The sequence below is a fragment of the Tabrizicola sp. genome (assembly GCF_030373185.1).
GTDB lineage: Bacteria > Pseudomonadota > Alphaproteobacteria > Rhodobacterales > Rhodobacteraceae > Tabrizicola.
This window is the reverse complement of the sequence record NZ_JAUCZH010000007.1, coordinates 322,310-344,225: the sequence shown is the minus strand read 5'-3', so window position 1 is coordinate 344,225 and position 21,916 is coordinate 322,310. Positions and strand designations below refer to the sequence as shown.

Annotated in this window: 22 protein-coding genes; 18 read left to right on the top strand and 4 right to left on the bottom strand. The window is 63.1% G+C overall.

Annotated features, from left to right (window positions below):
* Position 1 precedes the first annotated feature (1 nt).
* The 13 genes from rpsK (at position 2) to QUV21_RS14960 (ending at position 12,092) form a co-directional block, all read left to right on the top strand.
* A complete protein-coding gene (gene rpsK, locus QUV21_RS15020) occupies positions 2 to 397 on the top strand; it encodes a 30S ribosomal protein S11 (protein WP_300856026.1) in 396 nt (131 codons plus the stop codon).
* A gap of 120 nt (positions 398 to 517) precedes the next feature.
* Positions 518 to 1,534, top strand: coding sequence for a DNA-directed RNA polymerase subunit alpha (locus QUV21_RS15015; protein ID WP_300856024.1), 1,017 nt, complete (start codon positions 518 to 520; stop codon positions 1,532 to 1,534).
* Positions 1,535 to 1,665: 131 nt separating this feature from the next.
* The gene (gene rplQ / locus QUV21_RS15010; RefSeq protein WP_300856023.1) at positions 1,666 to 2,076 is read left to right on the top strand and encodes a 50S ribosomal protein L17; all 411 of its coding nucleotides are present in this window, start codon (positions 1,666 to 1,668) and stop codon (positions 2,074 to 2,076) included.
* A 173-nt stretch (positions 2,077 to 2,249) separates the two neighbouring features.
* Positions 2,250 to 2,861, top strand: coding sequence for an autoinducer binding domain-containing protein (locus tag QUV21_RS15005; protein WP_300856021.1), 612 nt, complete (start codon positions 2,250 to 2,252; stop codon positions 2,859 to 2,861).
* 53 nt (positions 2,862 to 2,914) lie between these two features.
* On the top strand, positions 2,915 to 3,502 hold the full coding sequence (locus QUV21_RS15000; protein WP_300856019.1) for an acyl-homoserine-lactone synthase: 588 nt from the start codon (positions 2,915 to 2,917) through the stop codon (positions 3,500 to 3,502).
* Positions 3,503 to 3,643: 141 nt separating this feature from the next.
* Positions 3,644 to 4,954, top strand: coding sequence for a replication-associated recombination protein A (locus tag QUV21_RS14995; RefSeq protein ID WP_300856017.1), 1,311 nt, complete (start codon positions 3,644 to 3,646; stop codon positions 4,952 to 4,954).
* A gap of 143 nt (positions 4,955 to 5,097) precedes the next feature.
* Complete coding sequence (crcB, locus tag QUV21_RS14990) at positions 5,098 to 5,448, top strand: fluoride efflux transporter CrcB (RefSeq protein ID WP_300856016.1); 351 nt, start codon at positions 5,098 to 5,100, stop codon at positions 5,446 to 5,448.
* Entirely contained in the window at positions 5,445 to 6,488 is a 1,044-nt protein-coding gene (locus QUV21_RS14985; protein ID WP_300856015.1) for an RluA family pseudouridine synthase, read from the top strand. The genes crcB and QUV21_RS14985 overlap by 4 nt, the downstream gene beginning before the upstream one ends.
* A 10-nt stretch (positions 6,489 to 6,498) precedes the next feature.
* Complete coding sequence (locus QUV21_RS14980) at positions 6,499 to 7,206, top strand: ATP12 family protein (RefSeq protein WP_300856013.1); 708 nt, start codon at positions 6,499 to 6,501, stop codon at positions 7,204 to 7,206.
* 236 nt (positions 7,207 to 7,442) lie between these two features.
* Positions 7,443 to 8,459 carry an amino acid ABC transporter substrate-binding protein gene (locus tag QUV21_RS14975; protein ID WP_300856011.1) on the top strand — a complete coding sequence of 339 codons (1,017 nt, stop codon included), beginning with the start codon at positions 7,443 to 7,445 and terminating at the stop codon, positions 8,457 to 8,459.
* Between the two features lie 137 nt (positions 8,460 to 8,596).
* Positions 8,597 to 9,874, top strand: a complete 1,278-nt coding sequence (locus QUV21_RS14970; RefSeq protein ID WP_300856010.1) for an ABC transporter permease subunit — start codon at positions 8,597 to 8,599, stop codon at positions 9,872 to 9,874.
* 1 nt (position 9,875) lies between these two features.
* A complete protein-coding gene (locus QUV21_RS14965) occupies positions 9,876 to 11,315 on the top strand; it encodes an amino acid ABC transporter permease (RefSeq protein WP_300856009.1) in 1,440 nt (479 codons plus the stop codon).
* Positions 11,316 to 11,324: 9 nt separating this feature from the next.
* Positions 11,325 to 12,092: an amino acid ABC transporter ATP-binding protein gene (locus QUV21_RS14960; RefSeq protein WP_300856008.1), complete on the top strand. Its 768-nt coding sequence runs from the start codon at positions 11,325 to 11,327 to the stop codon at positions 12,090 to 12,092.
* Between the two features lie 89 nt (positions 12,093 to 12,181).
* Here QUV21_RS14960 and QUV21_RS14955 read toward each other — a convergent pair whose 3' ends face one another.
* Entirely contained in the window at positions 12,182 to 12,826 is a 645-nt protein-coding gene (locus QUV21_RS14955; RefSeq protein ID WP_300856087.1) for an arylesterase, read from the bottom strand.
* Positions 12,827 to 12,878: 52 nt separating this feature from the next.
* Between QUV21_RS14955 and QUV21_RS14950 the strand changes: the two genes are divergently transcribed.
* Together QUV21_RS14950 and QUV21_RS14945 are read left to right on the top strand one after the other, a co-directional pair.
* A complete protein-coding gene (locus QUV21_RS14950; protein WP_300856007.1) occupies positions 12,879 to 13,574 on the top strand; it encodes an ATP-binding cassette domain-containing protein in 696 nt (231 codons plus the stop codon).
* Positions 13,571 to 16,081: an FtsX-like permease family protein gene (locus QUV21_RS14945; RefSeq protein WP_300856005.1), complete on the top strand. Its 2,511-nt coding sequence runs from the start codon at positions 13,571 to 13,573 to the stop codon at positions 16,079 to 16,081. The genes QUV21_RS14950 and QUV21_RS14945 overlap by 4 nt, the downstream gene beginning before the upstream one ends.
* A 42-nt stretch (positions 16,082 to 16,123) precedes the next feature.
* Here QUV21_RS14945 and QUV21_RS14940 read toward each other — a convergent pair whose 3' ends face one another.
* On the bottom strand, positions 16,124 to 16,849 hold the full coding sequence (locus QUV21_RS14940; protein WP_300856004.1) for a serine/threonine protein phosphatase: 726 nt from the start codon (positions 16,847 to 16,849) through the stop codon (positions 16,124 to 16,126).
* A gap of 90 nt (positions 16,850 to 16,939) precedes the next feature.
* On the bottom strand, positions 16,940 to 17,878 hold the full coding sequence (gene hemC, locus QUV21_RS14935) for a hydroxymethylbilane synthase (protein ID WP_300856003.1): 939 nt from the start codon (positions 17,876 to 17,878) through the stop codon (positions 16,940 to 16,942).
* A 92-nt stretch (positions 17,879 to 17,970) separates the two neighbouring features.
* Between hemC and hemE the strand changes: the two genes are divergently transcribed.
* On the top strand, positions 17,971 to 18,999 hold the full coding sequence (hemE, locus tag QUV21_RS14930; RefSeq protein ID WP_300856001.1) for a uroporphyrinogen decarboxylase: 1,029 nt from the start codon (positions 17,971 to 17,973) through the stop codon (positions 18,997 to 18,999).
* On the top strand, positions 19,000 to 19,902 hold the full coding sequence (locus QUV21_RS14925) for a DMT family transporter (RefSeq protein ID WP_300856000.1): 903 nt from the start codon (positions 19,000 to 19,002) through the stop codon (positions 19,900 to 19,902).
* An 8-nt stretch (positions 19,903 to 19,910) separates the two neighbouring features.
* On the opposite strand, the gene QUV21_RS14920 is transcribed toward QUV21_RS14925, so the two are convergent.
* A complete protein-coding gene (locus tag QUV21_RS14920; protein WP_300855998.1) occupies positions 19,911 to 21,059 on the bottom strand; it encodes an acyl-CoA dehydrogenase family protein in 1,149 nt (382 codons plus the stop codon).
* A 130-nt stretch (positions 21,060 to 21,189) separates the two neighbouring features.
* Here QUV21_RS14920 and QUV21_RS14915 point away from each other — a divergent pair, with 130 nt between their 5' ends.
* Complete coding sequence (locus QUV21_RS14915; protein WP_300855996.1) at positions 21,190 to 21,882, top strand: helix-turn-helix domain-containing protein; 693 nt, start codon at positions 21,190 to 21,192, stop codon at positions 21,880 to 21,882.
* Positions 21,883 to 21,916 lie beyond the last annotated feature (34 nt).

Genomic DNA, 21,916 nt, shown 5'->3' with positions numbered 1-21,916 from the left:
TATGGCACGCGATACCAAGGCTTCCCGTACGAAGAAAAAAGAACGCAAGAACATCGCCGCTGGCGTGGTTCATGTGAACTCTTCCTTCAACAACACCAAGATCCTGATCTCTGACGTCCAGGGCAACGCGATTTCCTGGTCGTCTTCGGGCACCATGGGTTTCAAGGGCTCGCGGAAATCCACGCCTTACGCGGCGCAGATGGCCGCAGAAGACGCAGCCCGCAAGGCCCAGGAACATGGCATGAAGACCGTTGAGGTTGAAGTGCAGGGTCCGGGTTCGGGCCGTGAATCGGCGCTGCGCGCGTTGGCTGCTGCCGGGCTGAATATCACTTCGATCCGTGATGTCACCCCGCTTGCGCACAACGGCTGCCGCCCGCCGAAGCGCCGCCGCGTCTAAGAAATTTGTTTTGGCCGGGCCGCGTGGGGGCATCCTCCGCGGCCCGGCTTTCGTTGTTTACGATCCTCGGGCGTCCTTCTGCTTCGGACATCGGCAGTGGACAAGAATAGGGGCTTCAGCATGATCCATAAGAACTGGCAGGAACTCATCAAGCCGACGCAGCTTGTCGTGAAGGCGGGGGCAGATGCCGCCCGCACCGCGACGGTTATCGCCGAACCGCTGGAGCGGGGCTTTGGCCTCACCCTCGGCAACGCGCTGCGCCGGGTGCTGATGAGCAGCCTGCAAGGCGCCGCCATCACCAGCGTGCAGATCGACAACGTCCTGCACGAATTTTCGTCGGTGGCGGGCGTTCGTGAAGACGTGACCGACATCGTGCTGAACCTCAAGGGCGTCAGCATCAAGATGGAAGTCGAAGGGCCGAAGCGTCTGTCGATCTCGGCCAAGGGTCCGGGCGTCGTGACCGCTGGCGACATCTCGGAATCCAACGGGATCGAGATCCTGAACAAGGATCACGTGATCTGCCATCTGGACGACGGCGCGGATGTGTTCATGGAATTGACGGTTTCGACCGGCAAGGGCTATGTCGCGGCCGACAAGAACCGCCCGGAAGATGCGCCGATCGGCCTGATCCCGATCGATGCGATCTATTCGCCGGTCAAGAAAGTCAGCTACGAAGTGCAGCCGACCCGTGAAGGTCAGGTGCTGGACTATGACAAGCTGACGATGAAAGTCGAAACCGACGGCAGCCTGACGCCGGATGACGCCGTGGCCTATGCCGCGCGCATTCTGCAAGACCAGCTTTCGATCTTCGTCAACTTCGACGAGCCGGAATCGGCCAAGCTGGGTGAAGTGGATTCGGGTCTCGAATTCAACCCGCTTCTGCTGAAGAAGGTTGATGAACTGGAACTGTCGGTCCGTTCGGCAAACTGCCTGAAGAACGACAACATCGTCTACATCGGCGATCTGATCCAGAAGACCGAAGCCGAGATGCTGCGCACCCCGAACTTCGGCCGCAAGTCCTTGAATGAAATCAAGGAAGTGCTGTCGGGCATGGGCCTGCACCTTGGCATGGACGTGGAAGATTGGCCGCCGGAGAACATCGAAGATCTGGCGAAGCGCTTCGAAGACCAGTTTTAAGAACCGGGGTGGGCTGCGGCCCACCCTACCAAATGCCCGCCGATGCGGGGAACGACTGGCGAAAGCCCAAGGTGAGCGGGACCAGAAGTAGGCCCCGCCGGACAAAGCAAAACACGCGATAGGAGATTCCAATGCGTCACTCTAGCGGCTACCGCAAGCTGAACCGGACCCACGAACACCGCAAGGCGATGTTCGCAAACATGGCCGGTTCGCTGATCGAACACGAACAGATCAAGACCACTCTGCCCAAGGCCAAGGAACTGCGCCCGATCATCGAAAAGCTGATCACGCTGGCCAAGCGTGGCGACCTGCACGCCCGTCGTCAGGCCCATGCCCAGCTGAAGCAGGACATGCACACTGCGCGTCTGTTCGAGATTCTCGGCCCGCGCTACAAGGACCGTCAGGGCGGTTACGTCCGCGTCCTGAAGGCCGGTTTCCGCTATGGTGACATGGCGCCGATGGCGATCATCGAGTTTGTTGACCGTGACACTTCGGCCAAAGGCGCGGCCGACCATGCCCGGACCGAGGCTGCCGAGGGCTGAGCCGATCTGGTGACGACAACCTTGAAGGCTCGCCCCTCTGGCGGGCCTTTTTGCGTCTAACCTCCTGAAATCCGCATATTCCGTCGCATATTCCAGAATTGAGCTTGCACTTGCACTCGCGAGGACCAAGATCAATCTCCAGTAGAATCGTGCGAGTTTTAAAGTGGTCCCAAATGTCCGAACGCAAAGCCATTGCCGTGCTGCTTGAACAGCTCGATCAACTTGCCCCCATGGGGTACACGGTCGGGCTGCACATTCGTTTTGCGACTCCACTGGTTTACAAAAGCTCTTACCCTCCCGCATGGGTGGATCACTACAACAGCCATTCCTATTATCTGCGCGATCCCCTTGTGTTCTGGGGTGTCGGTGTCGAAGGCACCACAAGGTGGAGCGCCATCCCGCTTCCAGATCCGTTTGGTGTCATGAAGAAAGCCGCCGGCCATGGCCTGAATTTCGGGGCCGTATCGTCATACGGCCCAATTACGTCACGCTCTATCGTCGGCATCAGCCGATCGGACCGGGAGTTTGACGATGAAGAACTTGGTCACTTGCGAGAGTTGACCATCGAACTGCATATCGAGGCAAAGCCGCCCTCCGAACTGACGAAAGCGCAGATCGAGGCGCTGCAATGCCTTGCCAATGGGGACAGGCACGCTGCGGCGGCGGAAAAGCTTGGCATTACGGAAAGCGCCTTCAAGGCGCGGCTTCAGTCGGCGCGCGTCCGGCTGGAGGCCCGCACCACGTCGGAGGCCATCCGCAAGGCGCGGGAATACCGGCTGCTGTGATCCGTGCCGTCCCTTTCGACAGGTTTGACGAACCAGAAGAAGGAGAGAGGGAAATGCAAGCCACGACGTTGTCTTACGACAACCTGCACAATCACGGCGAACTTTTTGCCAACATGTTCCGGGCGCGCCATCGGACGTTCATCCAGAACGCCAAATGGGATTTGCCCGAAGCCAACGGGATGGAGTTCGACCAGTATGACACCCCGGCAAGCCGCTGGGTTTGTGTGCATCGCGATGGCGAGGTGATGGCAGGTGTCCGGCTGACCCCCACAACCCACCGCTGCGGCATCTATACCTACATGATCCGCGATGCGCAGCGGGGCCTTCTGGAGACGATCCCACGCGATCTCTTGAACTTCGAGGCGCCGGTTGATCCCAACATCTGGGAATCCAGTCGCGTTTTCGTGTCGAACGATGTTCCGGCGTCGGACCGGCTGCGGGTGCAGATGCAACTGATCCACGAGATGGTCATCTCTGCCCGCAACCTTGGGGCAACAACCCTGTTGGGGATCATCCCGGAACATTCGCCCCGCCTTGCCCGTCGGGTCGGGCTTGACTGCGTCCCGTCCGGCCCGGTCATGGATGCCGGTGGCACGCGTTCTGTCTGTGTGACCATCAGCATGGCAACGAAGCTGCATTGATGTGCATGCGGTGGGGTTCGCAGGGGGTCTTCCATGCCGGAGGATCCCACCATCCGCCAAGCGCCGTTTATCGGGCGCGGGGCGACCAGGCTGACGCGCTTGCCGCTTTCCGTTTCCAACCCCTAGCCCTAAGATCGCTGCATGGCCGACCTTTTCGACAGCGCTCCCTCTCCACGGCCCGACGCGCCGCGCCCGCTGGCCGACCGGTTGCGACCCCGCACCCTGTCTGAGGTCATCGGTCAGGAAAGGGTGCTGTCGCCCGATGGCCCGCTTGGTGCGATGCTTGCGGCGCGGTCCTTGTCATCGCTTGTCCTCTGGGGGCCGCCCGGTGTCGGCAAGACCACCATCGCAAGGCTTCTGGCGGCTGAAACAGACCTTGCCTTCGTCCAGATCAGCGCAATCTTCACAGGTGTGCCAGAACTGCGCAAGGTGTTCGAGGCGGCGAAGATCCGACGGCAGAACGGGCAAGGGACGCTTCTGTTCGTGGATGAGATCCACCGTTTCAACAAGGCCCAGCAAGACGGGTTCCTGCCCTATATGGAGGATGGAACGATCCTTCTGGTCGGCGCCACCACCGAAAACCCCAGTTTTGAATTGAACGCCGCGCTTCTGTCGCGCGCGCAGGTGATCGTGCTGGAACGGTTGGACCTTGCCGATCTGGAACGTCTTGCCCAGCGGGCAGAGAAAGACCTTGGCCGCGCGCTGCCGCTGAAGGGCGAAGCGCGTGAGGCGTTGCTGGAGATGGCCGATGGTGACGGGCGGGCGCTGCTCAATCTGATTGAACAGGTTACTGCATGGAAAACAGGCGCGCCGCTTGACCGGGATCAGCTTTCCCAGCGCCTGATGCGACGGGCCGCGAAATACGACAAGTCGGGCGATGAGCATTACAACCTGATCTCGGCGCTTCACAAATCCATCCGGGGCAGCGACCCTGATGCAGCGCTTTACTGGTTTTCACGGATGCTGGAAGGCGGCGAAGACCCGCGTTTTCTGGCCCGCCGCCTGACCCGGATGGCCGTCGAGGATATCGGGTTGGCAGAACCGCAAGCGCAAGAGGTTTGTCTGCAAAGCTGGCAGACCTATGAACGGCTGGGCAGCCCCGAGGGTGAATTGGCGCTGGCACAGGCGGTGGTTTACCTCGCGCTCGCGCCGAAATCGAACGCGGTCTATGTCGCCTACAAGGCCGCGCGGGCGGCTGCGCGCGAAACCGGCAGCCACCCGCCCCCGAAGCATATCCTCAACGCGCCGACGCGGATGATGAAAGACCTTGGGTTTGGGGCGGGCTATGCCTATGACCATGACGCCGAAGATGGCTTTTCGGGGCAGGATTATTTCCCCGAAAGCATGAAGCGCCCGGTCTGGTATCTGCCCCCCGAACGCGGGTTTGAACGCGAGTTGAAGAAGCGGGTCGACTACTTCGCCAAACTCCGCGCCAAACGCCAAGGCGGCTGACCGAAACGGCTGACTGGGACGGCTGATCAGGCGCGCAACTCTTTTGGAAAAGGTCTGAAAATTCCTTCGAGGGAATGTGGCCCGACACGGCCAGATCGTGCCTGTGCATTGACAATCCGCCCCTTCCGCCGCAAAGGACGGGCATGTCCCTGACCCTTCCCCTTGTCGCGCTTGGTGGCGCCCTTGGTTCCGTGCTGCGCTACCTGATGGTTGCCGCGATCGGCGCGCCCCTTGGCACGGTCGCCGTCAACGTGCTGGGCAGCTTTGCCATTGGCGTGCTGTTCGTCTGGCTTGGCGCGCGTGAAGGCTGGCAGTTGTTTCTGATGACCGGCGTTCTTGGCGGCTTCACCACGTTTTCCGCCTTCTCGCTTGATACGCTCAAGCTGATCGAGGCTGGGCAGACCCTGCCCGCTGCTGGCTATGTGCTGGGGTCTGTCCTGCTTTCTCTTGCCGCTGTCGCGCTTGGCGTGGCCCTGACCCGAGGCTTCGCATGACCGTCCAGCTTTTGACCGTGACTGAAGATGAGGGCGAACAGCGTCTCGACAAGTGGTTGCGCCGCCGCTTTCCGCATGTCACCCAAGGTGCCGTGGAAAAGCTGTGCCGCACCGGGCAGGTTCGCGTGGACAGCGCGCGGGTCAAGGCGTCTGACCGTGTGGCACCGGGCATGCTGGTCCGTGTGCCGCCCCTGCCGGATGCGGCGGCCCCCGCCGGGCCGCGGCCCAGCGGGATCTCGGCCGCCGATGAAAAGATGATCCAGTCGGCAGTGCTGTGGAAGGATGAGCACATCATCATCCTGAACAAACCGCCGGGTCTGCCGTCGCAAGGTGGGTCGGGTCAGGGTGACCGCCATGTCGATGGCCTGACCGAAGCGCTGAAGTTCGGCTACAAGGACAAGCCAAAACTTGTTCACCGGCTGGACAAGGATACCTCTGGCCTGCTGATGCTGGCCCGCACGGACCGCATCGCCCGCGCGCTGTCCGAAGCGCTGCGCCACCGCGCCGCGCGCAAGATCTACTGGGCCGTTGTCGCTGGCGTTCCGCACCCCCGGCAAGGCTCTATCAAGTTCGGCCTGATGAAGGCGCCGGGCCGGGGTCGGGGCGGCGAAGGTGAAAAGATGCTTTGCGTTCACCCCGCAAAGATGGCCGACCACCCCGAGGCAAAGCGGGCGCAGACCGATTATTTCACCCTTTGGTTCCTTGGTGCCCGCCTGTCATGGATGGCGCTGGAACCGGTGACGGGGCGTACACACCAGCTTCGCGCCCATATGGCGGAAATCGGTCATCCGATCCTGGGGGACGGAAAGTATGGCGGATCCGAACAGGATAACCTTGGCGATGGCTGGGGGGCAGCCGTGGGGGGTGATCTGTCCAGAAAGCTGCATCTGCACGCCCGCAGCCTGACGATCGAACACCCGATCACCAAGAAGCAGATGACCTTTACCGCACCTTTGCCCGAACACATGGCCCGGACGTGGAAGCTGCTTGACTGGAAGGAAACCGACGTTCCCGCCGACCCCTTCGAGGCGATACGGTGAGGCTGGGCTGATGAGCGTCTGGTCTGCACGACGTTTCTGGACGGATGCGACGGTTCACCCCGAGGCGGGGGGCTTTGCCGTCCACCTTGATGCCCGCCCGCTGCGCACGCCCCGTAAGGCGCCGCTTATCCTGCCGACCAAGGCTTTGGCCCAAGCCGTCGCCGCCGAGTGGCAGGCGCAAGAGGGCAAGGTGAACCCCGCGACCATGCCCTTCACGCGCACTGCGAATTCGGCCATCGACAAGGTCGCCCCGCAGTTCGCCGAAGTCGTTGCCATGCTGGCGGAATATGGCGGGTCTGATCTGCTCTGCTACCGTGCCACTGGCCCCGCAAAGCTCATCGACCGTCAGGCTGCCGCATGGGATCCGTTGCTGGATTGGGCTGCACGCGAACTTCAGGCACCACTGATTGCCACTGCGGGTGTCATGCACATTCGCCAGCCCGAAGCCAGCCTCGCCACGCTTCACGGCGCGGTGCAGGCGATGTCGCCCTTCCAGCTTTCCGCCTTTCACGACCTTGTGGCCATGTCCGGCTCTCTGGTTCTGGCGCTTGCCGTCACCCGCGGGCGGCTGACTGTGGAGCAGGCCTGGGAGTTGAGCCGCGTTGACGAGAACTGGCAGATCGAAGCCTGGGGCGCAGACGAAGAAGCGGCCGAAATCACCGCCCTGAAACACGCCGCATTTGTTCAGGCAAACCGATTCTATGCATTGTGTGGGTAACAAGTTTGCCCAAACTCTGTGCAGAAGGGTGCCTAAAAGACGATCATCCTGCCCAAGCTGCCGAAAACAAGCGATTTTCCTGTTTGTGACCAGACTGGCTTGACCTTTCAAACCGCTTTAGTCGAAACTGTCCAACACTGGGAGAGGTAAACCTCCAACAGTTGCGCCGCCGTGAGTGACACGGGGCTCCAAAAAACGCGGTCCGCGAAGGGCCGCTTACTCAGGAAGAGGTAGTAATGAAAAAATCCGTATTCTTCGGCACGCTTGCTGCCACAACGCTCGTCTCGGGTCTGGCAATGGCCGGAACGCTTGACGACGTAAAGGCGCGCGGGGAGCTGATCTGCGGTTCGAACACCGGTCTGACGGGCTTCGGCGCGCCGGATGCAAGCGGCACCTGGGCCGGCTTTGACGTTGACCTGTGCCGTGCCGTCGCGGCCGCGGTCCTGGGTGACGCGACCAAGGTGAAGTTCGTCCCGACCACCGGTGAAACCCGGTTCACCGCACTTCAGTCCGGCGAAGTTGACCTTCTGGTCCGCAACTCGACCTGGACCTTCTCACGCGACAGCGAACTCGCGCTCGATTTCGTGGCCGTCAACTACTACGACGGTCAGGGCTTCATGGTTAAGAAAGACCTCGGCGTTTCGTCCGCCAAGGAACTTGATGGCGCCACTGTCTGCATCCAGACCGGCACCACGACCGAACTGAACCTGGCTGACTTCTTCAAGCAGAACAACATCAACTACCAGCCGGTCACCGTGGCCGACGACAGCGAAGCACAGCGCCAGTATCTGGCCGGTGCCTGCGACACCTACACCACGGATGCTTCGGGTCTGGCCGCCAGCCGCGCGACCATGCCGGATGCCGACAACCATGTGATCCTTCCCGAGATCATCTCGAAGGAGCCGCTTGGCCCGGTTGTCCGCCATGGCGATTCGGCTTGGGGCGATGTGGTCCGCTGGACCTACTACGCGCTTTTGGTCGCTGAAGAAAAAGGCGTGACTTCGGCCAACGTCAGTGAAGTCGCGACGTCGACTGCGGATGAAGAAGTCAAGCGTCTGCTCGGCATTTCGGGCGACATGGGTGCGAAGATCGGCCTCGACAACGAAGCCTTCAAGAATGCCATTGCCGCTGTTGGCAACTATGGCGAGATCTTCTCGCGCAATATCGGCGAAGGCACCTCGATCAACCTCGCCCGCGGCCTGAACGCGCTGTGGACGCAGGGTGGCCTGCAATACGCACCGCCCTTCCGTTGAGGAAGTGATCCCGGGGGGGCGCCACAACGGCGCCCCCCGATTTTGACGTTCACACGATAACCTGACAGTCCAGGGGCATAGACCCCGCCGCCACCGGGCCAACCCGGGGCCGTCTGTCCGGCAAACAGGGGGAAGCCATGGCAATGGCCGCGGACGTGCCGAAAGACAGCTTTCGGCTTTCGATGCTTATCTACGATACGCGCTACCGGTCCTACACGATTCAGATCGTGGTGCTGGTGCTGTTTGCTCTGGCTGTGGCGTGGTTGTTGAACAATACAGTTCAGAACCTTGAAGCGCGCGGCAAGCAGTTCAACTTTGCGTTTCTGTGGCAACGTGCCGGTTACGACATCGGCCAGCAACTTGTCCCCTACACCAACGACAGCACGCATTTCCGCGCCCTGCTGGTCGGGCTGATGAACACGCTTGTCGTGGCCTTCTTCGGTTGTATCCTTGCCACGATCCTTGGTGTGCTGATCGGGGTGCTGCGGCTGTCGAAGAACTGGCTCGTTAGCCGGCTGATGACGGTCTACGTCGAGATGTTTCGTAACGTTCCGCTGCTGCTGTGGATCTTGCTGTCCTATGTTCTGCTGTCCGAGACGACCCCCGCACCCAACGCCTTTCGCATCACCGACGAAATGGCCGCAGCCGGAGAGGCGCCCGCCGCCTCGATGATCCTGTGGGACAGTCTGGCCATCACCAACCGCGGCACGAATATCCCGTCGCCACTGTTTGAGCGGGGCCTTGGGTCGGCCGACCTTGGCTTCATGACGCTGAACCTGACCTTCCTTGCCCTTGTCCTGGTCATTGCCGCTTCGGTCTTCGTCAACCGCCGCATCCTTGTCAGCGCCCGCGCAACACAAGAGGACACCGGCGTACGCCCGGTGACCTGGTGGAAATCGCTGCTGGTGCTGTTCGCCCCCACGATCGCGCTGCTGATCGCGATGGGGTTCCATCTTGAGGTGCCGGAACTGAGGGGCTTCAACTTTCAGGGCGGCATCCTTGTGGCCCACAGCTTCACGGCCCTGCTGCTTGCGCTGACGCTTTACACTGCCGCCTTCATTGCCGAAATCGTTCGCGCCGGGATCCAGGCCATCAGTCGCGGCCAGTCCGAGGCGGCCTTTGCACTCGGGCTGCGGCCGGGCCGCACGATGAACCTGATCATCCTGCCACAAGCGCTGCGGGTGATCATCCCGCCGCTGATCTCGCAGTTCCTGAACCTGACCAAGAACACCTCGCTTGGCATCGCGGTCAGCTACCTTGACCTGCGCGGCACGCTGGGCGGCATCACGCTGAACCAGACCGGGCGGGAACTTGAGTGCATGCTCTTGATGATGCTGATCTATCTTTCGATCAGTCTGATCATCTCGGCGGTGATGAACATGTATAATTCCTCCGTCCAGCTGAAGGCGCGCTAAGATGGATCAGCACTTTGCCCGAACCGACATGCTGCCCCCCATGCCGCCGCCCGTCACCGAACGCGGGGCAATCAAATGGGGGCGAGAGAACCTGTTCTCGACCCCGCTCAACATCGCGCTGACCGTTCTTGGGGTTGGCATCATCTGGTGGGTTATTACCGCATCGCTGCCATGGTGGCTGAACTCGGTCTGGACCGCGTCTTCCCTGGGCGAGTGTCGTGACATTGTTGCGGCAAGCGCTGGGGAAGGGGCGACAGGCGCCTGCTGGGCGATGATCCGGCAATGGTGGGGGGCCTTCATCTTCGGCTTCTACCCGCCGACGGAATGGTGGCGTCCGATCCTTGCTTTCGGCCTGCTGTTCGCAGCCCTTTCGCCGGTGCTGTTCTCGGGGCAGACGCGGAACCTGACGCTCATCCTTGGCGTGGTTCTCGTTTTCCTTGTGGGGACGCTCTGGCTGGCCGAGGCACCGGCTCTGGCCTTTGCGCTGTCCGTGGCACTGGTTGTCGGGCTGCTGGCGCTTGCGCAGGTGCGGCCCGGTCTTACACTGTGGTTCACCGTCGCCTATCCGGCGCTTTGCTTCTGGCTGCTCTGGGGCGGGTCGGTCTGGGGTCCGCTGGTGGCAATGGCCGGTTTTGCGATCCTTTACGGGGTTTTCCGCTTTGGCTCGCCCTTCATCGGTCTCGCTCCGGCTGCGGGGGCGGGCGTGGTCGCGGCGGTTCTTTGGTGGCTTTATCTTGATGTGCCGGTGGTCAACTCGCTGCAATCCATGCTGCCGTTCAGCCTTCGGTCGATCAATTCCGACCAGTTCGGGGGCTTCCTTCTGGCCATCGTGATCGGGGTCACCGGGATCAGCTTTTCCCTGCCGATCGGCATTCTGCTGGCGCTGGGACGTCAATCCGACATGCTGATCGTGAAGTCGCTGTCTGTCGGCTTCATCGAGTTCATCCGGGGCGTGCCGCTGATCACCCTTCTGTTCACCGCATCGCTTCTGCTGCAATACTTCCTGCCGCCGGGGACGAATTTCGACATCATCCTGCGGGTCATCATCCTGGTGACATTCTTCGCCGCCGCCTATCTGGCCGAGGTGATCCGGGGGGGCCTTGCCGCCCTGCCGCGCGGCCAATATGAGGCCGCCGATGCGCTTGGCCTTGACTATTGGCGCGCGCAGCGGCTGATCATCCTGCCGCAAGCGCTGAAGATTTCGATCCCCTCGATCGTCTCCACCTTCATCGGCCTGTTCAAGGATACCACGCTGGTGGCCTTTGTCGGCCTCATGGACCCGCTGAAAGGCGTCACCCAGATCGTCCGTGCCGACATCAACTGGAAGGGCATCTACTGGGAGCCCTACATCTTTGTCGGCGCCATCTTCTTCGTCATCTGCTTCGGGATGTCCCGATACTCCATGTATCTGGAAAAGAAGCTCAAGACCGACCACCGGTAAGGATAAATCATGGCAGAAGCTTCCAAAATGCAGATCTCGGACGAGATCGCCATCCAGATCACTGGCATGAACAAGTGGTATGGTCAGTTCCACGTTCTGCGCGACATCAACATGACGGTGCAGCGCGGCGAAAGGATCGTGATCTGCGGCCCGTCCGGGTCTGGCAAGTCCACCCTGATCCGCTGCATCAACCGGCTGGAGGAACACCAGCAGGGGCATATCATCGTTGATGGCACCGAGCTGACCAACGACCTGAAGAACATCGACAAGGTCCGGTCAGAGGTTGGCATGGTGTTCCAGCACTTCAACCTGTTTCCACACCTGACCATCCTTGAAAATCTGACGCTCGCGCCGATCTGGGTCCGCAAGGTTCCCAAGCGTGAGGCGGAAGAAACCGCGATGTATTTCCTTGAAAAGGTGAAGATCCCGGAACAGGCCCACAAATATCCCGGTCAGCTTTCGGGCGGCCAGCAACAGCGCGTCGCCATCGCGCGCAGCCTTTGCATGCGCCCCCGGATCATGCTGTTTGACGAGCCGACCTCGGCGCTTGACCCCGAAATGATCAAGGAAGTGCTGGATACGATGATCCAGCTTGCCGAAGAAGGCATGACCATGATCTGCGTGACCCACGAGATGGGCTTTGCCCAAGCCGTTGCGAACCGGGTGATCTTCATGGATCAGGGCCAGATCGTCGAGCAGAACGAACCGAAAGAGTTCTTCTCGAACCCGAAATCTGACCGGACCAAACTGTTCCTCAGCCAGATCCTGGGTCACTGACGGCACGGTCACGGGGACCGGAGTTTTCGAAGGCTCTGCGCCGGGGTTCTGAAAGGCTCCGGCGCGATTCATTCGAAGAATTCGCTATGCTAGCTGCCGACCCGCGCGATCAGTTCTTCCACCTTCGGTCCCAGCCCCTCGACGATCAGGCGCACACCCTCCGGGTTGGGGTGGATGCCGTCAGTCTGCATGAAGGCGGCCAAAGACGCCGGGTCCGCAGGGTCTGCGCCGGCCGTTCGCAGGCCCGCAAAGAAATCTTCCGCAAGGACGGCATTGTACTGCGCTGCAAGTTCCACATACATCGCGTCAAAGGCCGCCTTGTATTCCGGTCCGAAATTGGTTGGCGCGGCCATTGCCACCAGCAGAACGGGCAGGCCCCGGGCTGTCGCCTCTTTCAGGATGCCTTCCAGATTGGCTCGGCTGCCCGCAGGATCAAGCCCGCGCAACAGGTCATTGCCCCCCAGCGTCACAATCAGCGCATCAACCTCTGGCCCCAAGGCCCAGGCCAACCTCGACAGGCCCCCCGCAGTCGTATCACCGGAAACGCCGGCGTTCTGAAGCGCGACATCCGCACCCTTGGCCTGCAACCAGCCCTCCAGTTGCGGCACCAACCCGTCAGTCTGATCAGCCAGCCCATAGCCCGCCGTCAGACTGTCGCCCAGTGCCACGATCGTGACCGGCTCGGCCAAAACCGAACTTGACAGTGACAAGACTGCAATTGCAGCATTGCGCATTCGCCGCAGCGCGCCATATCCCCCTAAGGCCACCACCCAAAGGACCATTTGCATGACCGATCCCGTTCTTGCGCTAAGCGATGCGCGCCTGACCCTTGCCGGCAATGCCGGTCCGGTCGAGATCCTGAAGGGCATCTCGCTGGACATCGTAAAGGGCGAAACGGTGGGGCTGGTCGGTCCGTCCGGGTCTGGCAAATCTTCTCTCCTGATGCTCATGGGCGGGTTGGAGCGTGCCACCGGCGGCAAGGTTCTGGCACTGGGCCAGGATCTGACGACGATGGACGAAGACGCGCTTGCACGCTTCCGCAGGGGGAATATGGGGGTTGTGTTCCAATCCTTCCACCTCATTCCGACAATGACCGCGCTGGAGAACGTAGCCTTGCCGATGGAACTGGCTGGGGTGGCCGACGCCTTTGCCCGCGCGCAGGAAGAATTGGCAAGCGTTGGCCTTGGTCACCGCGTCGATCACTACCCCGCGCAATTGTCCGGCGGCGAACAGCAGCGCGTGGCATTGGCCCGCGCCGCCGCCCCACGCCCTGCGATCCTGCTGGCCGATGAACCTACCGGCAACCTTGACGGTGTGAACGGGCAGGCGATCATGGACATGCTTTTTGGCCTGCGTGACCGGCACGGCGCGACGCTTGTTCTTGTGACCCACGCGCCCGAACTTGCCGCGCGCTGCGACCGGGTTGTCCGGCTTGCCGATGGCCGACTTGCCCCCGAAGAACTTGCGAAGGCCGCCGAATGAGCCTGTCACTCACCATCGCCCGCCGGGAACTGCGCGGCGGGTTGCGCGGGTTCCGTGTCTTCCTTGCCTGTCTGGCCCTTGGCGTCGCAGCCATTGCCGCCGTTGGCACGCTCCGCAGCGGCATCCAGCAGGGGCTGACCGATCAGGGCGCTGTGATCCTTGGAGGTGACGCCGAGATGCGGTTCACCTACCGCGCGGCCGACCCCGACGAACGCGCCTGGATGGACAGCATCGCCATCCGCGTCTCCGAGGTTTATGATTTCCGGTCGATGGCCCTGACCGAGGGCGATCAGGCCCTGACGCAAGTCAAGGCGGTTGATGGCGGCTGGCCCCTGATTGGTGCCGCGACGCTAGACCCAGCCATTCCGGTGGCCGAGGCATTGGCCACGCAAGACGGCCTGCCCGGCGCGGTGATGGACCCGGTTCTGATCGACCGCCTTGATCTGAGCCTTGGCGACTCCTTCCGGCTTGGGACACAGGACTTTCGCCTGACGGCGGCGATGGTTCGTGAACCCGACAACGCCTCCACCGGCTTTGCCCTTGGCCCGCGCACCGTGGTGCGGACCGATGCGTTGGAGGATTCCGGCCTTTTGACCGCAGGGTCGCTTTATGAAACCCGCTACCGGCTTACCCTTCCCCCCGGCACGGATATGCAAGCCTTGAAAGCCCGGGCCGAGGCGCAGTTCCGCGACAAGGGCATGCGCTGGACCGATAGCCGCAACGCCGCCCCGGGGATCGAATCCTTCGTGGACCGGATCGGAAGCTTTCTGGTGCTGGTCGGCCTTGCCGGGCTGGCCGTGGGCGGTGTCGGCATATCGGCCGCGATCCGCAGTTATCTTGACGGCAAGACCGAAACCATCGCCACGTTGAAAACCCTTGGGGCCGAAGGTGGGCTGATATTCCGCGTCTACCTGTGGCAAACCGCCCTCCTCTCGGGGCTTGGCATCGCAATCGGCGTTGTCCTCGGGGCGATCATCCCTGTCCTTGCCGCCCCGCTGATCGAGGCGTCGCTCCCGTTCCCCGCCACCATCCGCCTGTCACCCATGGCGCTGGTCGAGGCAGCGTTCTACGGCGCGCTCTCCGCGCTGATCTTCACGCTCTTGCCCTTGGCCCGCACCGAACGCATTCGCCCTGCGGCGCTGTACCGCGGCGGGTCTGGCACGCGTGGTTGGCCTCGTTGGCCCTATCTTGCAGCACTTCTGGTTCTGTCGGTCACCCTGATTGCCAGCGCCACATGGCTTTCCGGCATCCCCGAACTGGCCCTTGGGGCCGCGGGTGGCATCCTTGGCGCGCTTGTGATCCTGTCACTTGCGGCTATCGCCCTGCGCCGCGCCGCCCGCCGCATCGCCCGCACCCCGGCTACCCGGGGCCGTCCGGCCCTTCGAGCGGCCCTTGCCGCCATCGGCGCGCCCCGGTCTGACACCACCTCGGTGATCCTGTCGCTTGGCCTTGGCCTGTCGGTCCTTGCGGCGGTGGGTCAGATCGACTGGAACCTCCGTTCGGCCATCGCCACTGACCTGCCAACCCGCGCGCCCGCCTTCTTCTTCGTGGACATCCAGCCCGACCAGATCCAGCCGTTTCTTGCCCGTATCACGGAGGACCCGGCGGTGACCGATGTGGAAAGCGCCCCGATGCTGCGCGGCGTCGTCAACCAGATCAACGGTCGTCCCGCGCGTGAGGTCGTGGATCACTGGGTCGTGCGGGGTGACCGGGGCATCACGTACGCCGCGACCCCTGGTGAAAAGACCCGCATCACCGCTGGCACCTTCTGGGCCGAAGATTACGCAGGCGAGCCCCAGATCAGCTTTGCGGCAGAAGAAGCCGAGGAGATGGGCCTTTCCCTTGGCGACACCTTGACCGTCAACATCCTGGGCCGGGACATCACCGGCACTATCACCTCGTTCCGCGAGGTAGATTTCTCCAACGCCGGGATCGGCTTCATCATGACGATGAACCCGGCCGCGCTTTCCGGGGCGCCCCATACCCATATCGCCACCGTCTATGCCCCCCCCGAGGCTGAGGCCGCGATCTTGAAGGATGTGACCAAGACCTGGCCGAACATCACCGCAATCCGCATCCGCGAGGCGGTGGACCGCGTGGCCGAAGCCCTTTCGGCCATCGCCACCGCAACCGCATGGGCGGCGGGCGGCACGCTTCTGACCGGCTTCATGGTGCTGATCGGTGCGGCAGCGGCAGGTGAACGCGCCCGGATCTACGAATCCGCGATCCTGAAGACGCTTGGCGCGACGCGGGGCAAGATCCTGTCCAGCTTCGCCCTCCGCTCGGCGTTGATGGGGGCTGCAGCGGGGGCTGTGGCCGTCGCGGCGGGGGGAATTGCGGGATGGGCGGTGATGACCTTCGTTATGGACAGCAGCTACCGTTTTGAACCGCTCTCGGCCCTTGGAATCGTTCTTGGCGGTATTCTGGCAACCTTGCTGGCCGGTCTTGCCTTTGCGCTTCGCCCGCTTGCGGTCCGTCCCGCCCGCACACTGCGCGCGCAGGACTGACCATGAGCTTGTTCATTTCCGCAATGCTCCCCGCTTGCCCGGTCATCCCGCGCGCAGCCGGGCCAAGGTCAGGCCCACGGCCCGCAACTCGCGGCTTTGCGGCTTGGCCCGCGCAAGGCCTGATGCCAGCCAGCCAAGCGGGGTCAGCCAACCTGCCAGCCGCTGCACCTGCGCCATAGCCCGTTCCGGCGCGTTCACGGCGTAAGACGCCAGCGCCGCATCCAGCCAGCGTGGTTCATCGGGCCACAGTGTAAAGGCGGTTTGCGCCAAGATCACCACATCCGCCGCCTGCTGGATGCCGCCGCGACGCCCGTAGCGGAACCGTTCCAGATCAATGAACCGCGCCTGCTTGCCGTCCCAACAGATGTCGCGCACCGCAGGCCGGCCATGCACCATCCCGGCCCAATGGATTTGACCAAGCGCCCGTCCGGCCTGCGCGAAGGGAACGAGTCTTTCGGCTGTTGTAAGGTTCCGATTGGCCACCACCTCTGGCAACACCGGGCCTGCGTCCGGCATGACCACCCAGTCCGGCCCTTCAAGCGCGACAGCGGCAACCGGAAGACCTTCAGCCGCCATGGCCTTCAACCCGGCCCGTTCGGCTTCGAATGCCCGGGCAGGATCGCCCTTTTGCAGCCGCAGCCGCCCGGAGAGCCGCTCCACGCGTTTCAGCCAGAACCGCCGCCCGTCGGTCAGGACCAGCCGCCGCACCCGTTGGGGCGGTTCGGCCAAGGCAGCTTTCACGCTGGCTTCAAGTTCGGTCTCTGGCACCCGCAACGCCCTATCTCGGATCGCTCGGATGTAACCGTTCTGTCCCGGATTTGTAAGAGCGTCAGCCCAATAGTCGGCTCGATGGCCGACCTAGTCAAAGAATCCCGGCCCGGCCCGGCCCAGAAGTTCGGCTGCAAGCGTTCGGCCAAGTTCGGCCCCATCCGCCACTGGTCCGCGCAAATCACCCGTGACCGAGGCTGATCCATCAGGCCGCAGGATCTCGCCCCGGAGCCACAGCGTGTCCGCCTCGATCAGCGCCAGCCCAGCGATCGGGGTTTCGCAAGACCCGTCCAGCCGCGCCAGAAACGCGCGTTCGGCCGCCAGTCGTTCGCCGGTTTCGCGGTGATGGATCGCCGCAAGAAGCCCGGCCATCCGCGCATCGCGTTCCCGCCGTTCGATCCCGATGGCACCTTGGGCGACAGCGGGCAGCATTTCCTCCACCGCGATCGGCCCGCGCGCAACGCTGGCCATGCCCAGCCTGTTCAGGCCCGCCATGGCAAGGAAGGTCGCCTGTGCCACTCCGTCTTCCAGCTTGCGCATCCGGGTCTGCACGTTGCCGCGAAACTCTACCAGCTTCAGGTCTGGCCGCCTTAGCGCAAGTTGCGCCCTGCGCCGTAATGACGAAGACCCCACCACCGCGCCGTGCGGCAGGTCCGCCAGGGATGGCACGCCCGGCGATACGAAAGCATCCCGCACATCTTCGCGCGGCAGATAGCAGTCAAGGATCAGACCCTCGGGCTGAACCGTCGGCATGTCCTTCATCGAATGGACCGCGATGTCGATTCCGCCATCCAGCAGCGCCTCTTCGATCTCGCGGGTGAACAGACCCTTCCCCCCGATCTCGCGCAGCGCCTTGTCCTGAATCTGGTCACCTGTGACCTTGATCACGACGATTTCGAACGCCGCTTCCGGCAGGCTGAACGCCTCGCGCAGACAACGCCGCACTTCATGCGCCTGCCACAGCGCAAGCGGCGAACCACGGGTTCCGATCTTCAGCGGGCGGGCGGGGGAGGGCAGATTATCGCTCATGCCCCAAGCCATAACGCTGTCAATCAAGCCTGACAACTCTTGACAACCACACTCCCCCGTCGGACCCATGGGGAAATGATGATGAGGCTTACATGACCAAGACAATCCTGCGCGCGCTCGGCGGTGAAACGCTTCCCACCCCGCCGATCTGGATGATGCGCCAGGCGGGCCGCTATCTGCCGGAATACCGGGCGACACGGGCCAAGGCGGGGGATTTCCTGTCGCTTTGCTACAATCCCGAACTTGCCGCCGAAGTGACGTTGCAACCGATCCGCCGTTACGGATTTGATGCCGCGATCCTGTTTGCCGACATCTTGCTGCTTCCGCAGGCCCTTGGCCCGAAGCTGTGGTTTGAAACCGGCGAAGGCCCACGGATGGAGACCACCACCACCATGGGCCAGGTGAACGCCCTCAAGCCGACCGAGGCGATCCACGACACCCTCTCGCCTATCTATGAGACCGTCCGCATCCTTGCGCGTGAACTGCCAAGGGAAACCACGCTGATCGGTTTTGCCGGCGCGCCATGGACTGTGGCCACCTACATGGTCGCCGGAAAAGGCTCCAAGGATCAGGCCGCCGCGCATGCGCTGAAAGATACCGATCGCCCCACCTTTCAGGCCCTGATCGACCGGATCACCGAAGCGACGGTGGAATACCTTTCTGCCCAGATCGAAGCAGGTGCCGAGGTGGTAAAGCTCTTCGACAGCTGGGCCGGGTCACTCAAGGGTCAAGACTTCCGCGATTTCGCCGAAGCCCCCACCGCGAAGATCATCGCCGCGCTGAAGGTCCGCCACCCTGCCACCCCGATCATCGCCTTCCCGCGAGAGGCGGGGCAGGGCTACATCGGCTTTGCCCACCGCACCGGGGCCGATTGCGTGGCAATCGACAATTCGGTCAGCCCGGAATGGGCCGCGGCGAATGTGCAGATTGATGGTTGCGTGCAGGGCAACCTTGCGCCCGAACACATGGTCACCGGCGGTCAGGCATTGGTCACGGCGACGCGGCATGTGGTGAAGGCGTTTTCGGGTGGCCCGCACATCTTCAACCTTGGCCATGGCATCACGCCGGACGCCAACCCCGACAACGTGCAACTGATGATCGACACGGTGCGGGGGGCGTAAGTGGCGGGCAGCCTCTGGGTTCTGGCGACGCTGATCGCCGCCGCTGCCCAGACTGCCCGCAATGCCGCGCAGTCCGGCCTGACCGCCCGGATCGGCACCCTTGGCGCCACGCAGGTCCGCTTTGTCTTTGGCCTGCCCTTCGCGGCGGTATTCCTCTGGCTAGCCAGCATTGGCACGGGCGAAGGCATCCCCGGCGTCAATGCCGCAAGCCTCGCCTACACCACGCTTGGCGCCGTAGCCCAGATCGCTGCCACCGCGCTGATGCTGGTCACGATGAAATCGCGCTCCTTCGCCGTCACCACCGCATGGATCAAGACCGAACCCGTCATGGTCGCCCTGATCGCCGCCGCCACCATCGGCGACCCGCTGACATTGCCGGTCCTTGTCGCAGTCGTGGTGGCAACGTCTGGCGTCGTGATTCTGTCAACCAAGCCCGAGACGACGTGCATGATGCTGCGCGACCTTGGCCCGGCCGCCACCGGCCTGATCGCAGGGCTCATGTTCGGCCTCGCCGCCATCGGCTTTCGCGGCGGTATCCTGAGCCTGGTCGAGGGTGGCTTCCTGATCCGCGCCTCCACCATCCTTGTCCTCAGCCTTGCCCTGCAAAGCGCAATGCTGCTGGCCTGGCTTGCGGTCTTCAACCGGGGTGCGCTGATCGCCTCCTTCGGCGTCTGGCGCACCTCGCTGCTGGCAGGTTTCCTTGGCGCCTTCGCCTCGCAGTTCTGGTTCATCGGCTTTTCGCTGACCACCGCCGCAAACGTCCGGACGCTGGCGCTGGTCGAGGTGCTGATGGCGCTGGCCGTCTCACGCTTTGTGTTCGGCCAGCGGCTTGGCGCGCGCCAGTTGCTTGGCATGGCGATCATCACCGCCGGTGTCACCCTTTTGCTGCGCAGTCAGGTCTGAGCGAAGGCTTAAAACACCGTCGCCACCGACTCGCCCAACGCCATCGCGCCGGTGTATTGCGCCTGTGCGCCCCGCTGCATGGCATGGTAGCGCGCGCCCTGTATGTCGCGGAACCGGCGCTCCAGCCCGGCGGCGCGGTAGAACCCGGCCCCGCTGGCCAGCTCCATCGCCAGTTCCACCGCCCGGATCGCATGATCCGCCCCAAGGCTCTTGCCGATCATCACGTCGTTGACGGTCTCGGCCGACGGCGCATTGCGTTCCACCGCCGCCAGCATCGACGCATGCGCCACCTCTGCCCCGCGAAGTTCCGTCATCATCCGCCCGGCCAGCGCCCGCATGTCATGCGTCATCGGCCGCTTCCGCGCCAGATCCAGCGCAATGCGGCAGGCACTGTCAGCAACCCCAAGATAGGCCGCATAGATCAGCGGGAAGGCAATGGTTGATATGGTGTGAAAGAGCGGGTGCCACTCACCCGACTTGCGCTTCAAGGCCACGCTCGCGTCCGGCACGAACAATTCGTCCAGCATCACGTCATGCGACCCGGTCCCCCGCATGCCCAGCGTATGCCAGGTGTCCAGCACCCGCACTTCCGCCGCCTTCATCGGTGCGCCGAAATGCAGCACATGACGCTCGCCGTCCTCCTCCAGGACGGCGCCGGTCATGAACACATCCCCCGCCGCCGCGCCCGAGGTAAAGATCTTGCGCCCCGATACCCGGTAGCCGCCTTCCACCTTGCGCGCCACGCCGGATCCGTTGATCCAGTCTGACCCGCCGCTGGAGAGAAGCACGATCCGCTCTGCCGCTATTCGCTTCAGCAACGGCTCAACCGCCTGAACCTTCTGATGCCGCCAGCGCCATGCCGGAATCGCCACCTGATGCGTGTGCATCGAAAACGCCAGGGCCGTCGATCCGCAGGCCCGGCCCAGAACGCGCAGCATCGTGGCCAGTTCGCGCACGTCCGCCCCGCCGCCGCCCAGTTCGAGTGGAACGCCCGCCTCGATCAGACCTGCGTCCTTCAAGATGGCATAGTTCTCGGCGACAAACCGGTCTTCCTCATCCGCCCGTTCCGCCCCTTCCGCAAAGGTGGGCGCCAGCCTTTCGGCAATCGCCACCACATCGCGGGTCTTGGTGTCCTGTATTTCCTGGATCAAAGTCATGGCTGCACTCCCTTGCATTGAATGCCCCATCCTCACCCTGTCGGCCCGCCCCGGCCAGTCCACGAACTGTACTAGGGGATGGGGCCGCCGGGTGTTACCCTGCACCAAACTGTCACGAGGGAGGAAGCCCATGTCCGAGACAGCCAGCTACGGCCAGTTCTGCCCGGTCTCGATGGCAGCCGAGATCCTCTGTTCACGCTGGACGGTCGTCCTCTTGCGCGAAATGCTGTGTGGCAGCACCCGCTTCAACGACCTGCGCCGCGGCCTGCCGCGCATGTCCCCCACGCTTCTGTCCAAACGCCTGAAGGAACTGGAACTTGCTGGCGTCGTGCGCACCGCCCCCACCGCGTCCGGCGCTTTCGACTATCACCTGACCGAGGCGGGCGAGGAGCTTCGCCCCCTCGTCCTCGGCATCGGCAGCTGGGGTCAGCGCTGGGTCGAATCCCGGCTATCCCTGCGCAATCTCGACCCGTCGCTCTTGATGTGGGACATGCGCCGCAACCTCAACCCTGAACCCCTGCCGCCGCGCCGCTGCACGATCCAGTTCCTGTTCCCCGAACTTGCGCCAACCCAGCGCAACTACTGGCTGGTGGTCGAATCCGACAACGTCGACCTTTGCAGCTTCGATCCGGGGTTTGAGGTTGATCTTCTGGTCACCAGTTCGCTCAAGACCATGACCTCGATCTGGATGGGCCTGACCCGACTTGGGTCCGAGGTGGATGCTGGCCGCGTCCAGCTGGACGGCGATCCAGCCGTCAGCCATTCGATGCAGCTTTGGCTGAAGCTCAGCCCCTTCGCGCCCGTCGCCCGCCGCGTCGCCTGACGACAGGCGTTGGGCGGGATCGGGCGGGCAGGGC